At 67.3% G+C, this 14595-nt stretch carries 14 protein-coding genes and 2 pseudogenes; 5 read left to right on the forward strand and 11 right to left on the reverse strand.

Features of this window, described 5'->3' with window-relative positions; translation table 11 throughout:
* Positions 1-112 (reverse strand): annotated as a pseudogene (locus tag ACLP9N_RS07950) (co-chaperone GroES); the annotation flags it as partial.
* A gap of 303 nt (positions 113-415) precedes the next feature.
* Between ACLP9N_RS07950 and ACLP9N_RS07955 the strand changes: the two are divergent.
* Positions 416-1057, forward strand: coding sequence for a C39 family peptidase (locus ACLP9N_RS07955; RefSeq protein ID WP_442406886.1), 642 nt, complete (start codon positions 416-418; stop codon positions 1055-1057).
* Between the two features lie 8 nt (positions 1058-1065).
* Here the strand turns inward: ACLP9N_RS07955 and tsaD are convergent, their stop codons facing one another.
* The 8 genes from tsaD to ACLP9N_RS07995 form a co-directional block, all read right to left on the reverse strand.
* Positions 1066-2091, reverse strand: coding sequence for a tRNA (adenosine(37)-N6)-threonylcarbamoyltransferase complex transferase subunit TsaD (tsaD, locus tag ACLP9N_RS07960; RefSeq protein WP_442406877.1), 1026 nt, complete (start codon positions 2089-2091; stop codon positions 1066-1068).
* Between the two features lie 49 nt (positions 2092-2140).
* Positions 2141-2608, reverse strand: coding sequence for a ribosomal protein S18-alanine N-acetyltransferase (gene rimI / locus ACLP9N_RS07965; protein WP_442406878.1), 468 nt, complete (start codon positions 2606-2608; stop codon positions 2141-2143).
* Positions 2608-3243, reverse strand: a complete 636-nt coding sequence (gene tsaB / locus ACLP9N_RS07970) for a tRNA (adenosine(37)-N6)-threonylcarbamoyltransferase complex dimerization subunit type 1 TsaB (RefSeq protein WP_442406887.1) — start codon at positions 3241-3243, stop codon at positions 2608-2610. Before tsaB ends, rimI begins: the two co-directional genes overlap by 1 nt.
* Complete coding sequence (gene tsaE / locus ACLP9N_RS07975) at positions 3225-3695, reverse strand: tRNA (adenosine(37)-N6)-threonylcarbamoyltransferase complex ATPase subunit type 1 TsaE (RefSeq protein ID WP_442406879.1); 471 nt, start codon at positions 3693-3695, stop codon at positions 3225-3227. Before tsaE ends, tsaB begins: the two co-directional genes overlap by 19 nt.
* A complete protein-coding gene (locus ACLP9N_RS07980) occupies positions 3688-4740 on the reverse strand; it encodes an alpha/beta fold hydrolase (protein ID WP_442406888.1) in 1053 nt (350 codons plus the stop codon). Before ACLP9N_RS07980 ends, tsaE begins: the two co-directional genes overlap by 8 nt.
* 50 nt (positions 4741-4790) lie before the next feature.
* Positions 4791-5960 carry an alanine racemase gene (gene alr, locus ACLP9N_RS07985; RefSeq protein WP_442406880.1) on the reverse strand — a complete coding sequence of 390 codons (1170 nt, stop codon included), beginning with the start codon at positions 5958-5960 and terminating at the stop codon, positions 4791-4793.
* A 247-nt stretch (positions 5961-6207) separates the two neighbouring features.
* Complete coding sequence (locus tag ACLP9N_RS07990; protein WP_442406881.1) at positions 6208-7605, reverse strand: glutamate decarboxylase; 1398 nt, start codon at positions 7603-7605, stop codon at positions 6208-6210.
* Between the two features lie 40 nt (positions 7606-7645).
* Complete coding sequence (locus ACLP9N_RS07995) at positions 7646-9067, reverse strand: NAD(P)H-hydrate dehydratase (RefSeq protein WP_442406889.1); 1422 nt, start codon at positions 9065-9067, stop codon at positions 7646-7648.
* A gap of 20 nt (positions 9068-9087) precedes the next feature.
* Between ACLP9N_RS07995 and ACLP9N_RS08000 the strand changes: the two genes are divergently transcribed.
* Entirely contained in the window at positions 9088-9276 is a 189-nt protein-coding gene (locus ACLP9N_RS08000; RefSeq protein WP_442406882.1) for a hypothetical protein, read from the forward strand.
* Positions 9277-9446: 170 nt separating this feature from the next.
* On the opposite strand, the gene ACLP9N_RS08005 is transcribed toward ACLP9N_RS08000, so the two are convergent.
* The gene (locus ACLP9N_RS08005) at positions 9447-10166 is read right to left on the reverse strand and encodes a rhomboid-like protein (protein WP_442406890.1); all 720 of its coding nucleotides are present in this window, start codon (positions 10164-10166) and stop codon (positions 9447-9449) included.
* The gene (gene glmS, locus ACLP9N_RS08010; protein WP_442406883.1) at positions 10167-12041 is read right to left on the reverse strand and encodes a glutamine--fructose-6-phosphate transaminase (isomerizing); all 1875 of its coding nucleotides are present in this window, start codon (positions 12039-12041) and stop codon (positions 10167-10169) included.
* Between the two features lie 692 nt (positions 12042-12733).
* Between glmS and ACLP9N_RS08015 the strand changes: the two genes are divergently transcribed.
* From ACLP9N_RS08015 to ACLP9N_RS08025, 3 genes and pseudogenes are all read left to right on the forward strand, one after another.
* Positions 12734-12958, forward strand: a complete 225-nt coding sequence (locus tag ACLP9N_RS08015) for an Rv1535 family protein (RefSeq protein ID WP_442406884.1) — start codon at positions 12734-12736, stop codon at positions 12956-12958.
* A 9-nt stretch (positions 12959-12967) separates the two neighbouring features.
* Positions 12968-13819 carry a dienelactone hydrolase family protein gene (locus ACLP9N_RS08020; RefSeq protein WP_442406885.1) on the forward strand — a complete coding sequence of 284 codons (852 nt, stop codon included), beginning with the start codon at positions 12968-12970 and terminating at the stop codon, positions 13817-13819.
* A gap of 47 nt (positions 13820-13866) precedes the next feature.
* Positions 13867-14469, forward strand: a pseudogene (locus ACLP9N_RS08025) (LLM class flavin-dependent oxidoreductase); the annotation flags it as partial.
* Positions 14470-14595: the final 126 nt, after the last annotated feature.

Raw genomic sequence — 14595 nt, forward strand, 5'->3', positions numbered from 1 at the left:
GCTTCTCCTTGGCGGTGTCAGGAATGACCAGACCGGACGCGGTCGTGGTCTCGGCCTCGTTGGCCTGCACGAGAATCTTGTCCTCGAGTGGCTTGATGTTCACCTTCGCCACGATTGGAGCCCTCCATGAGTTAGATCGGGTTCGGGGCCTTCGCCCCGACCAGAGTTGGCGGTCGGTCCGGGGCTTGCCCCGGGACCGTCCGAATTACCAGGTGATTCGGCATCCGTCCGTGCCCGAGCGCCGTCGTCGCGGGTGCCGACACAGGGGTTTGGCCGATTGCCACCTAGCACTCTATACACGAGAGTGCTAGCACTCAAGGCCGCCCCCCTGCCGAAGCGAAACCACAGGCACACGCCGTGGCGAATCGCTTCCAAGAATCCGCCGACCGTTGATAATCGCAGTGTGTTCACTGCCATGCTCAACCCGGCCCGCACCGCGGCAACGCTGATCGTCGCGCTCGCCCTCGGTTTGGCTGGGGCGGGGGTGGACATCGGATTGGCCCAGGCAGACCCCAATGGCCAGATGTACGGCAACCCCGCAGCCGCCGCACGCTACTGGCGCTACCAGCGCGGGGAAGACTGCGGCCTGATGGCCGTCGCCGACGTGGTCGGCCAGCTCACCGGAAGGGAACCCCTGCAAATCGGCATCGAGTTGCGCGGCGTGTTCACTAAGAGCGAAGCCCACCGCGGCGGCATCTACCGCTTTGACGGCACCTCCCCCGAAGACATGGTCGTGCTGCTGCAGAAATACGGCATCCAATCCCAGCTGACGACTGGCAACACCATGGAGGCACTGGAGCAGGCCCTGGCCGGTGGCCACAAAGTGATCGCCGCGGTCAACGCCGAAACCATTTGGAACTACCCGGCGGGCCAGGGACAGCGGACCGAACCCGACCACGCTGTCGTCGTCACCGGAGTCGATACCCGCGCCGACATCGTCCACCTCAACGACAGCGGCACCCCCAACGGCCGCGACGAGCAGCTCCCCATGGCTACCTTCACCCAAGCCTGGGCAACCGGAAACAACCTGCTCATCGTCACCCAACAGACCAGCTAACGCAGCATTCAGGGCACCTGCCCGCGCACCACCGGCAGACCCGGGTCGCTCGCGACGTCCAGCGGCGACGGCGGAGCGCCCGCGGCCACCAGATGCGCGGCGAATGCGGCGATCATCGCCCCGTTGTCGGTGCACAGCCCGGGCCGGGGGATCCGCAGGGTCAGGCCCACCGCCGCGCAGCGCTGTGCGGCCAGCTCGCGCAGCCGCGAGTTGGCGGCCACTCCCCCCGCGATCAGCAGAGTTGAGACGCCGAGCCGGGTTGCCGCACGCACCGCCTTCGTGGTCAGCACGTCGGCGACGGCTTCCTGGAACCCGGCGGCGACATCGGCGGTCGGCGCATCGGGATGACTCTCCACGTAGCGTGCGACCGCGGTCTTGAGCCCGGAGAAGCTGAAGGCATACGGGTCGTCGGCCGGGCCGGTCATGCCGCGCGGGAACGCGATCGCGTCGCGATCGCCGGTGCGCGCCAGGTCGTCGAGGACCCTGCCGCCCGGATAGCCCAGGCCCAGCAGCCGCGCCACCTTGTCGTAGGCCTCGCCGGCGGCGTCGTCAACGGTGCTGCCCAGCTCGATGATCGGCTGGCCGAGCGAACGCACATGCAGCAGGTGGGTGTGACCCCCCGACACCAGCAGCGCCACACACTCGGGTAGCGGTCCGTGTTCGTACACGTCGGCGGCCAGGTGCCCGCCCAGGTGGTTGACGGCGTAGAACGGCACGCCCCACGCAGCCGAATACGCTTTGGCCGCAGCGACTCCCACCAACAACGCGCCGGCCAGCCCGGGCCCGATGGTGGCCGCGACGATACCGGGCCGGTCCAGACCGGCGCCCGCCAGCGCGCGGCGCATGGTGGGACCGAGCGCCTCCAGGTGCGCCCGGGAGGCGATCTCGGGGACCACGCCGCCGAACCGGACGTGCTCGTCGACGCTGGAGGCCACCTCGTCGGCCAATATGGTTACGGTGCCATCGGAGTCTAGGCGCGCGATGCCGACACCCGTTTCGTCGCAAGAGGTTTCGATGGCCAAGACGATGGTCATGCGCGCCGCTGCTCCTCATCGCTTCGCTCTGCATCGTCGCCGGCGCGGGTCATAACGACTCCCGGCGCATCGTGTAGGCGTCGGCGCCGCTGACCCGGTAGTAGCGCCTGCGCAGGCCGACCTGCTCGAATCCCATGCTGCGGTACAACGCGATGGCCGCCTCGTTGTCGGTACGGACCTCCAGGTGGACGACGCCGCCGTCGGCGAACTTCAACAGTTCCGCCAGCATCCTGCGGCCGATGCCTTGTCCCTGATATGCCGGGTCCACTCCGATGGTGTGCACCTCGTATTCGAAAGGCGGTTTGCGGCCCAACCGCGAGATGCCGGCGTAACCGACCAGCATGCCGCTGGTTCGCGCGGCGACGTAGTGGTTATGGGTGGCGGCCAGCTCGCGTTCAAACGCGAGCGCCGGCCACGGATCGTCCCCATCGAACAGCTGCGCCTCCAGCTCGGCGCACCGGCCGGCGTCGGCGGGTGTCAAGGCACCGATGGTCACGGGTTCGCTGCAGGCGATCATCAGCGCGCCGCCAACGGCTTGGCGTCGGGCCGGCGCAGGTACAGCGCCACCAGCGGCAGCGGGCGCTCCGACCAGTCGGGGACCGCGGCGACCAGGCCGGCCGGCGTCGGGTAGACCGGCTCGCAGCGCGGCAGGTCGAAAAGCGCCGCGTGCTCGGGTGAGCCGGCAACAACCCGCGCCGGGCCGGGATCGACGTCGGCGGGCGCGTTTACTCCCGGGCCATGCATGCGGAACCCGTCTTGGTATCGGGCCCAATAGATTTCGCGCCGGCGGGCGTCGGTGACCACCAAGGTGTCGCCGGTGGTCAGCACGCCGATCGCGTCCAGGCTGCACACACCGTGCACCGGGATGCCCAGCGCATGCCCGTAGGCGGCGGCTGTCGCCATCCCGGCCCGCAGACCGGTGAACGGGCCGGGACCGCAGCCCACCACGACGGCGTCGAGATCGGCCATCGTCAGTTCGGCATCGGCCAGCGCGGCCAGCACGTTGGGCGTCAGCCGCTCGGCGTGTGCCCGTGCGTCGACGGTGACCCGCTCGGCGAGGACCGCGAGATCGTCGCGCCGCACGATCCCCGCGGTGACGGCCGGGGTGGCGGTGTCTAGGGCCAGGACGACGCTCACGAGCCCCACTCCCAGGTCGCGATCCTGGTGTCGGAGTGGCTGATTCGCTCGAGACGGATGTCGAGGTGGCGTTCGGAGAGGCGTTCGGCCAGGCCTTCGCCCCACTCCACCACGACGACCGCGTCCTGCAGATCGGTGTCGAGGTCCAACGAGTCGAGTTCACCCAGCAGGTCGGCGGCGCTGTGGTCCAACAGCCGGTAGACGTCGACGTGAATCATCGCCGGAGCACCGGGCCGCCGCGGCGGATGCACCCGCGCCAGCACGTAGGTCGGCGACGTGACCGGGCCGTCGACGTCCATCGCCGCGGCAATCCCCTTGGCCAGCACCGTCTTTCCCGCGCCCAGCGGACCAGACAGCACCACCACGTCACCCGCGCGCAGCCCCTCACCGAGCCGGGCCCCCAGCGCGACGGTGTCCTCAACGCGCTCCAGCGTCGCCGTGCCCTTCAATGCGGACCGCCTACTCATGGCGCCGCAACCGCTCCCGGAATCGGCGGTAGCGTTGGGCCATCTTGCTGGGGATGGCCCGGTTCACCAGCCGGATCAGCCCGTCATTGATGGCGTCGGGCTTGTCCAGCAGCGCCAGGTGACTGGCACCGGTGACGATGACCAGTTCGGATCGCGGCAGCGAGGCCGCCATCTTTCGCGAGTACTCATCCGGGGTGAGCAGGTCGTGGTCACCGCACGCGATCAGCGTCGGGATCCGCAGCAACGTCCACAGCCCCGCGGTTTCGTCGTGCACTTCCAGCGCAGGAAGGAAGCCCACCATGGTGGCGATCGGGGTGTCGTTCATCATCCGCTGGGAGAACGCGTCCAGGCTGCGGCTGACTTGCAGGTCACTGAAGGAGGCGGCGCGCAGGATCGGGGCAATCAGCGACCGCGACACGGTGCGGCCGCGGTGCATCAGCTTGGGCGCCGACCGGGCAGTGAACCGGACCGCTTCCAGTGCAGGGTTTTTCAGTATCTCACCCAGCGGGGACCGGGTCACCCCTTCGGCGGCAGAGGAAATCAATGCCGCACCGACAATCCGGCGGCCGTACTGCTCGGGGAACTGCCGGGCATGCGACAACACGGTCATGCCGCCCATCGAATGGCCAACCAATACGATCGCCCCGCGCGGCGCGACCGTCTGCAGCACGGCCTCCAAGTCCTGGCCGAGTTGAGTCAGCGTGTAGGTCTCGGGGTCGGCCTCGTCGGACTCGCCGTGGCCGCGCTGGTCGTAGAAGGCCATCCGCACGTCAGGTCCCCATTGCTCGGCAAGGCGCCGACGCTGAAAGTGGAAGGCGCCCATGCGCAGACAGAATCCATGGACGAAGACCATGGTCAGCGGGGCGTCTTTCGGGCCGTCCTCGCGCACCACCAGTGGGACCCCATCGGGCGCCGTCACCACGTAGCTGCGCTCGACGTCCACCTCGTCGAAATCCTCATCGGCGTAGGGATCTTCGAGCGCGTTGGCACGGTCGGTCATCAAACGCCGGGCCGATGCCCCGACGATGGTGGCCACCGCGGTCAGCCCGGCACCTCCCGCAAGCCAAGCCCTGCGCTTGCGGGTTTCTTCATCACTCAAGGTCGCTCAGGCCCTTCGGCCTCGCGGTAGGTTCTGGTAATGCGGCCCCGCGGGCTGGTGACCACTTCGTAGTGGATGGTGCCGAGCAGATCCGCCCAGTCCTGCGCGGTGGGCTCGCCGCCGGTGCCTGGCCCGAACAGGATCGCCTCGTCGCCTTCGGCGACATCGAGTTGCCCGGGACCCAAATCGACGACGAATTGGTCCATGCAGATCCGCCCGACGCCTACGCGCCGCCTGCCGTTGATCAGCACCTCCAGGCGCCCGCCCAGCGACCGGAACACGCCGTCCGCGTAACCGATCGGCAGCAGCGCCAGAGTGGTGTCGCGCTGCGCCGTCCAGGTATGCCCATACGAGACGCTCTCGCCAGCTCGAATCGATTTGACGAGTGCTACAACGCATTTCACCGTCATCGCCGGTATCAGCCCCATGTCACCGAGCTGCGGCACCGGGCTCAGACCGTACACCGCGATACCGGGCCGCACCAGGTCGAAGGCGAGGTCGGGACGCGACATCGTGGCCGACGAGTTGGCCAGGTGCGCCACCTCGAACCGTACCCCCTGGTCACGCGCGTGGGTCAGCATCTCGGAAAATCGCTGGGCCTGAACGTCATTGATGGGGTTGTCAGGTTGGTCGGCGTAGACCAAGTGCGACATCAGCCCACGCAGCCGGATCGCATCCTCGGCGACGGCCTGGCGCAGCGCGGTCAGCATCGCCGGGTACTGCGCGGGGGCCACGCCATTGCGGTTCAGCCCGGTGTCGACCTTGACGGTCACCGTCGCGGTCCGCCCGGTCCGGCGTACCGCGTCCAGCAGCTCGTCGAGCTGACGCACCGAGGACACCGCGATCTGCACGTCCGCCGGCAGCGCGGGCGCGAAGTCGGCGCCGGGCGGATGGAGCCAGGCCAGCACCGGCGCGGTGATGCCGTCGGCGCGCAATGCGAGCGCCTCGTCGACGGTGGCGACCCCCAGTTCGGCCGCACCGGCGGCCAACGCGGCGCGGGCGACCCGGGTGGCCCCGTGACCATAGCCGTCGGCCTTGACGACGGCCATCACCTGCGCGCGGCCGGCGTGCTCGCACAGCACGCGCACGTTGTGCTCAACGGCACCCAGGTCGACCACCGCCTCGGCGAGGACGCCCGGCCTCAGGGACATCGGCGTAACAGCCAACGAAGTCTTACTCCCACTAATCTGCTCTAATCTTGGTCAGTTCGCTGCCGACATTCTCCCAGAACCGTTCGGGAACGAGCGCGCCTCAGTCTCACCTGTCACACGAGTCTCTGTGCCGACCGGCACACAATTTGCCCGCCTTCGAGCGACAAATGGCCAACGTGCCCAGGATTGTCGCTCCGAGGCGGGCACAACGAGCACCCTTCCCGCCAGAGACCAGTGTGACGGATGTGACAAGGCGCCCAGCCTAGTGCGCAAAGTGCGCCGCGCGGTAGTGCCCGCGAGGCTTGAGCTTGTCCAGCGAGGCCAGCGCGGTGCGGGCATCGTCGTGCAGGGCCCGGGCAAGGTCGGCGGAGAGTCCCTCGCGCACCACGATGCGCAGCACCGAGATATTGGTGGCGTTGTCGGGCATCGTGTAGGCAGGCACCTGCCAGCCGTAACCCCTCAGCTCATGGGAAAGGTCGAACTCGGTGTACCCGCGGTCCTTGGCGAGCCGAAAGCTGATCACCGGGATCGCCGAACCGTCCGAGATCAGCTCGCAGTGGTCGCCGACGCGCAGCTGCTCGCCCAGCCACCGCGCGGTCGACGACAGCGACTGCATGACCTGCGTGTAGCCCTCGCGGCCCAGTCGCAGGAAGTTGTAGTACTGGCCGACCACCTGGTTGCCGGCGCGGGAGAAGTTCAGCGTGAAGGTCGGCATGTCACCACCCAGGTAGTTGACCCGGAAGACCAGGTCATCGGGCAGATACTCCTTGCTGCGCCAGACGACGAATCCGACACCGGGATAGGTCAGCCCGTACTTGTGGCCGCTGACGTTGATCGACACCACCCGCGGCAACCGGAAGTCCCACTTCAGCTCGGGGTACAGGAAGGGCACCACGAAGCCCCCGCTGGCGGCGTCGACGTGCACCGGGACGTCTACACCACCGCCGGATGCCAGTTTGTCCAGCGCCGCGCAGATCTCGGCGACGGGTTCCAGCTCACCGGTATAGGTGGTGCCCAGGATTGCCACCACGCCGATGGTGTCCTCGTCGACGGCGTCGATGACCTGCTCCGGGGTGATGACGTAGCGCCCCTCCTCCATCGGCAGATAGCGCGGTTCGACATCGAAGTAGCGGCAGAACTTCTCCCAAACGACCTGGACGTTGGAACCCATCACCAGATTGGGGGTGCGGCCCTCCCAGCCCCCCCTTTTTCCCGAGCCGACCTTTGCCCGCCAGCGCCATTTCATGGCCAGCCCGCCCAGCATGACCGCCTCGCTGGAGCCGATGGTGGACACACCGATGGCGCTGGACGGATCGTCATCGCGCAGGTGATCGGCGTGAAAGAGGTCAGCAACCATGCATACGCAGCGCTGCTCGATGGCCGCGGTCGCCGGATATTCGTCTTTGTCGATCATGTTCTTGTCGAACGTCTCGGCCATCAGCTTTCCGGCTTCGGGATCCATCCAGGTGGTGACGAAGGTGGCCAGGTTCAGCCGGGAACTGCCGTCCAGCATCAGCTCGTCGTGGATGAAGCGGTAGGCGGTCTCTGGATCCATCGATTCCTCGGGCAGCCGCAGCGCCGGCACCGGGGTGGTGAACATGCGGCCGGTATAGGCGGGCGCGATGGAGTGCGCGGGCACGGACGGATGGCTGAGGGTCACGATGGATCCTTTCGTTTGACGGCTTAGAGCTACAGGGCGGCTAGAGGGAGGCCAGAGCCGCCCTGATGTGGTGCAAAATCCGGGACGCCGACGTCGGCGCCTCGCCGGGACCCGGGTCCGCGGCCGACAACGCCGCCGCGTGTGCGTGCACGAATGCCCCGGCCGCGGCCGCCTCGATGGCCGGCAGGCCCGAGGCCAGCAGGGCGCCGATCATCCCGGACAGCACGTCGCCGGACCCGGCGGTGGCCGCCCAGGACTGCCCGGCCGGGTTCAGGTAGACCGGACCGCCCGGGTCGGCGATGACGGTGACGTTGCCCTTGAGGAGGACGGTGGCGCCGAACGCGTCGGCCAGCTTGCGGCACGCACCGACACGGTCGTCCCCGGGCGGGGCCCCGGCCAGCCGGGCGAACTCGCCGGCGTGCGGAGTCAGCACGGTCGGCGCGGTGCGGTTGACCACCAGCTCGGGATGAGCCGCCAGCATGGTCAGCCCATCGGCGTCGACCAGTACGGGCAGGTCGGTTTCCAGTGCGAACCACAGCGCCGACGCCCCAGTCTCGTCGGTGCCCAGCCCCGGTCCGACGACCCACGCCTGCACGCGCCCGGCCGAAGCCGGGGTGGGCGCGGCGATGACCTCCGGCCAACGCGCGAGCACCTCGCCATGCGCGCCGCCGGCGTAGCGAACCATGCCCGAGTGCGTCGCGACGGCGGCACCGGTGCACAGCACCGCCGCGCCCGGATACGTCGACGAGCCGGCCAGCACGCCGGTCACGCCCTGGGTGTATTTGTCGTCGCGCGGGCCGGGCACCGGCCAGCGCGCGGCCACATCGCCGGCTTCGAAACCCAGCACGTCAGTCTCGGGCAGGTCGAGCCCGATATCGACCAGCCTGACGCGGCCGCAGTCGGCCAGCGCGTGCACGGGCTTGAGCCCGCCGAAGGTGACGGTCAGCGCGGCGTGCACTGCCGGGCCGGTGATCGCGCCGGTCGCCACGTCGACGCCACTGGGGATGTCGACCGCGACCACCGGAATCCCGGCTGTGTCCGCGCCGGTGAACGCCTCGGCCGCCGCCGGCCGCAGCGGGCCTGACCCGGAGATGCCCACCACCCCGTCGATGACGAGATCGGTTGCCGCCAAGACGCTTTTGACGATGCGACCGCCGGCTTTGGTGAACGCCGTCAGCGCCTTGCGATGCGTGTGGTCCGGGTTGAGCAGCACCGCGTCGGCGGCCGCGCCGCGACGGCGCACGAAGGTCGCCGCCCACAGCGCGTCACCGCCGTTGTCGCCCGAGCCGACGACCGCGCACACCCGCCGGCCGGCCACCCCGCCCGTGCGCTGGGTCAGCTCGCGGAGGATCTCGGTGGCCAGCCCGAAGGCTGCGCGTCTCATCAGCGCACCGTCGGGCAGGCTGGCCAGCAGCGGCGCTTCTGCGTCGCGGATCGCGTCTACGGAGTAGTAATGCCGCATCAAAGCCAGCATTCCATGCCATGCTCGCTCTACACAGCGGCGAACGCCTTGCGCAACCATTCACTCATTGCCGTGGCCAGCGCCGCACGATTCTCGCGCTTGACGATCCCGTGTCCGTCGTCGCTGAAGAGCAGGTAGCGGACGTCGCGACCGGCCCGGCGCAGCGCTCGATCCCGTCGTCGACCAGCCGCGCGAAGATTTCGCTGTAGCCGGGCCGGGCCTGGCCTTCCGGCCCACCATGTAGGTACACGACCGCTCCCCCGGCTCCTCGTCCCGACGCCGGCCGGTACAGCCATGCGTTCAAGCTCAACCCGTATGGGCCCGCAATTACCGTCGCGTTAATTGACCAGGCACCGAAGCGACTTGTTCGACACCCCTGTCAGGTACCCGCCTCGCGGGATCCCACGCGGCGGAAAGCGGTGCTGAGTTTCGCCGGGTTCAATGCTGGCCTCAAAGGCGGACGCCTGCGCTCTCGCGCCATCGGGTAGAAGCACAAGCCGATGAGAATCGACGCGAAATGGCCGATCGCGGTGAAGTTCGGGTCATTGAGGTCTATCCGCGCGAGGGGAAAACCGAAGATGAGCAGCAGTATCCCGAGATAGCCCCAGCGCCACGGCCACGCGATGTGATACGAGAGCACCGCCACCAGCCCGACGAGGAAGTAGCTGACCCCGATGTCGGTCGCCTTCACGAGCTTATGGGGCGCTTGATGATAATGGATCGCCAGCATGAGCAGACCCTCGCTGACATACGTAGCGCCGACGTGCGCGGTCAATCCCACTGCTATCCAACGTAATTGGCCGAGCCATCGCTCGGCGGGCGCGAGAAAGAGCGTGAAAAGCACAAGGTACGGGGCCCAGTATCGGCCGTCGATCCACAGCAAACTGTCGATCAGCACTTGCAGCGGATCCCTGAGCAGGTGGCGGATGTTGGTGGAGCCGTGAAGGACCACCGTGTGCAGCTCCCGCTTGGTGAGATTGTGCTGAATTATCGTCGTGACCAGCAACACGGCCAGCCAGGAGTACGTCAGCGGCGCGCTGATGACAAAGTGCCACGCCGCGACCGCCGGGCCTCGAAGTCGTGCCGCGACCACCGACAGCTACTCGACGGTGACGGACTTGGCCAGGTTGCGTGGCTTGTCGACGTCGTAACCGCGGGCCTGCGCCACCGACGCGGCGAACACCTGAAGCGGGATGGTCGACAACAAGGGCTGCAAAAGTGTTGACACCGCGGGGATTTCGATCAGGTGATCGGCGTAGGGACGCACGGTGTCGTCGCCCTCCTCGGCGATCACGATGGTCACCGCGCCGCGGCTCTGGATCTCCCGGATATTGGACAGCAGCTTGGCGTGCAGCGTGGCCGACCCCTTCGGGGACGGCATGACGACGATGACCGGCAGGCCGTCTTCGATCAGCGCGATCGGACCGTGCTTGAGCTCGCCGGCGGCAAACCCCTCGGCGTGCATGTAGGCCAATTCCTTGAGTTTCAGCGCGCCTTCCAGCGCCACCGGGTAGCCGACGTGGCGCCCGAGGAACAGCACGCACGTCGACTGGGCGAACCGGTAGGCCAGGTCGGCCACCGGCTGGATCCCCGCGATCACCCGGGCCACCAGATCCGGCATCGCTTCCAGCTCCCGGTATTCGCGTTCCACCTCGTCGGGGTACTTGGTGCCGCGGGCCTGAGCCAGCGCCAGGCCCAGCAGGTAGTTGGCGGCTACCTGGGCCAGGAAGGTTTTCGTCGAGGCCACGCCGATCTCCGGGCCGGCGCGGGTATAAAGCACCGCATCGCACTCGCGCGGGATCTGGGAGCCGTTGGTGTTGCAGATCGCCAGCACCTTGGCCTTCTGCTCCTTGGCGTGCCGGACCGCTTCCAAAGTGTCCGCGGTTTCACCGGACTGCGAGATGGCCACCACCAGGGTGCTGCGGTCCAGCACGGGGTCCCGATAGCGAAATTCGCTGGCGAGCTCCACTTCCACCGGCAGCCGCGTCCAGTGCTCGATCGCGTATTTCGCGAGCAACCCGGAATGGTAGGCGGTGCCGCAGGCGACCACGAATACCTTGTCGATCTCGCGCAATTCCTGTTCGGATAGCCGCTGTTCGTCCAGCACGATCCGGCCGTCGACGAAATGGCCGAGCAGCGTGTCGGCCACCGCGACGGGCTGCTCGGCAATCTCCTTGAGCATGAAGTACTCGTATCCGCCTTTTTCGGCGGCGGCCAGGTCCCAGTCGATGTGAAACTCGCGGAACTCGACATCGTCGTTGCCGTGGAAATCGGTGATCCGGTAACCGTCCGCAGTGATCACCACGGCCTGGTCCTGGCCTAGTTCGACTGCGCGACGGGTGTGTTCGATGAACGCTGCCACGTCGGAGCCGACGAACATCTCGCCGTCGCCGATCCCCACCACGAGCGGCGTGGACCGCCGGGCGGCGACGATGGTGCCGGGCTCGTCGGCGTTGGCGAACACCAGGGTGAAGTGGCCCTCCAACCGGCGCAGCACGGCGAGCACGGAGCCGGGGAAGTCACCGGCCGTTTCGCCGTGGTGATAGGCCTGGGCCACCAGGTGCACCGCGACCTCGGTGTCGGTGTCGCTGGTGAATTCCACACCGGCCGTCTCCAGCTCATGGCGCAGGGTCGCGAAGTTCTCGATGATGCCGTTATGGACGACGGCAATCTTGCCGGTCGCGTCGCGGTGCGGGTGCGCGTTGCGGTCGGTGGGGCGGCCGTGAGTCGCCCAGCGGGTGTGGCCCAGGCCGGTGCTGCCGCGCAGTGAATCCTTGGACATCTCAGCCATCTCAGCCACGGCGCCCTCGAGGTTGGCCAGCCGGCCGGCACGGCGACAGACAGTGAGTTTGCCATCACCGTCGACCAGGGCGAGACCCGACGAGTCGTAGCCGCGGTACTCCATCCGCCGCAGCGAGTCCATGACGACCTCGCAGGCGGCGCCCCGCCCGACGTAGCCGACAATTCCGCACATTCTGATCAGGGTAGTGCAAGCGACCCGCCCGGGCGGCTTGCACGCCGCTGACCTGCGGTAATGCGCACGCGGCCGGCGCGAAGCGAGCGAGACCGGGTCAGGCTACCCCGGACAGATGACGGTCAGATGACACGCCCGGTTCCATTTCAATTCATGTCAACTTCCTATTAAATAGACGTCCTTTTCACCTGATGTCTTTGTGACGTTTTCGATTTCGTCATTGCCCCAGCAACGTGCGGACTTACTCTCGGAATGTAGGCAATGCTGGCAACCATCGAGGCGCTCAGGCGAACTGCGAAAACGGCTAACGCCGAATTGGCAGACCCGCTGGGGCGACGACCGCAACGGAGCCAGCGGAAAGGAAGACGGTGTTGACGCCCGCGTGATCGCGACCCTATCGGGTTCTGGAGCAGCCGAAACGGACAAATTGTGTTGCAGTCCAACGATTTAGCCCGAATGTTCGTCGCTACACAACCGCACGACTGTCCTTTGTCATCAACCTATTCAGCAGACATCAACGCCGATAGCCAAGCTACCGGATAACCGCACGGGGGGTTGCGTCGCAGATTGGCGTAATACGAAATCACCATTGCCCGCAAATACATCCAGTAAATGTTAATTCTCGACGCTTTTTAGCCGATTAGATGCCAAGAGTTTTTGATCCGGCCGGTGCCATCTTCCAGGAGGGAATCATGACCGCTGTTCTGTTAGACGATATCGATGTAGTGACCGCCACCCCGCCCGCCGCCCGGCTGGTCCTAGCGCCCGAGCCGCAGCGCGCCACAACGCGGGTTCGTCGAGCGCCGATCTACACCGGGGGCGATCCCATGGTGGATGCGGCCACTCGCTTGCTGAGCATCCCGCTGCGCCACATGTACGCGGCGCTGTGGCGCGTGGGTCTGATTGAGGTGCGCTAACGTCGACGGGTGGCCCGCATCCGCAAGCTCGTCGCCGCCCTCACCCGCCGTGGTCCGCACCGGGTTTTGCGTGGTGACCTGGCCTTTGCCGGCTTGCCCGGGGTGGTCTACACCCCGGAAGCGGGGCTGAACCTGCCGGCCGTCGCCTTCGGTCACGACTGGCTCACCGGCACCGACCGCTATTCGGGTCTGCTGGAGCATCTGGCGTCGTGGGGCATCGTGGCCGGCGCGCCCGACACCCAGCGCGGCCTGGCACCTTCGGTACTCAACCTGGCCTTTGACCTCGGTACCGCGCTGGACATCGTGGCGGGTGTGCGCCTCGGGCCCGGCAAGATCAGCGTGCACCCCGCCAAGCTCGGCGTGGTGGGCCATGGCTTCGGCGGCTCGGCCGCGGTGTTCGCCGCGGCCGGCATGGCAGGCGCGGCCGGCGGACCGGCCAAGTCGGTGGCGGCGATCTTCCCGACGTTCACCAGTCCCCCGGCCGAGCAACCCGCCGCGACGCTGAAGGTCCCGGGTTTGATCCTGACCACGCCCGGAGATCCCAAGACGTTGAATTCCAACGCCCTCTCGCTATCCAGGGTGTGGGATGCGGCCATGCTGCGCATCGTCAAGAAAGGCGAAGCCGGAGGTCTGGCCGAGGGCCGGCGACTGACGCAGGTGGTGGGGCTGGGCGGCCCGCACCGCGGCACGCAAAAAGCCGTACGGGCGCTGATCACCGGCTATCTGCTCGCCACGCTCGCCGGCGACAAGACCTATCGCGACTTCGCCGATCCGGACGTGCAGCTCCCCAGGACGGACCCGGTGGACCCCGAAGCGCCACCGGTTACCCCGGAAGAGAAGATCGTCGCGCTGCTGAAGTAACCGCGGCGCCTGCCGCCCGTGGTACGCATCCGTGGTAAGCATCGTTGATGCGCATCGGCATTGCCCTGGACCACTCACGCGGTTTCCACGAGGCCGTCGACCGCATCGTCGAACTCGAGAAGTCGGGTATTGACGTCGCCGTTGTGGCCGAGGCGTATTCCTACGACGCCGTCAGCCAGCTCGGGTATCTGGCCGCCAAGACAAACACCGTCGAATTGGCGTCGGGTGTGTTCCCCATCTACATCCGCACGCCGTCGCTGCTGGCGATGACCGCCGCGGGCCTGGATTTCGTGTCCGACAGTCGATTTCGCCTCGGGATCGGCACGTCCGGGCCTCAGGTGATCGAGGGTTTTCACGGTGTCGAGTTCGACGCGCCGATAGGCCGCACCCGCGAGATCGTGGAGATCTGCCGACAGGTGTGGCGGCGGGAACGGGTGCAATACAACGGCAAGCATTACCAGCTGCCATTGCCCGCCGACCGCGGAACGGGTTTAGGTAAGGCCCTTCAGCTCATCAATCACCCGGTGCGCGAACGTATTCCAATATCGATCGCGGCGCTGGGCCCCAAGAATGTCGAGCTGACCGCCGAGATCGCCGAGGGCTGGCACCCGGTCTTCTTCTATCCCGAGAGGGCGTCGTCAGTCTGGGGCTAGGAGCCTGGGTCAGTAACACACCGATCGGGGTGCACGGCTGATTGCCGGGTACACGCGATGATGGGGTGTGCCTGATGATCTCGATGATGGTGGGTTGTTCGCGGTAGATGCCGCGCAGCGGGT

This window comes from Mycobacterium sp. (assembly GCF_052144515.1).
Classification (GTDB): Bacteria; Actinomycetota; Actinomycetes; order Mycobacteriales; family Mycobacteriaceae; genus Mycobacterium.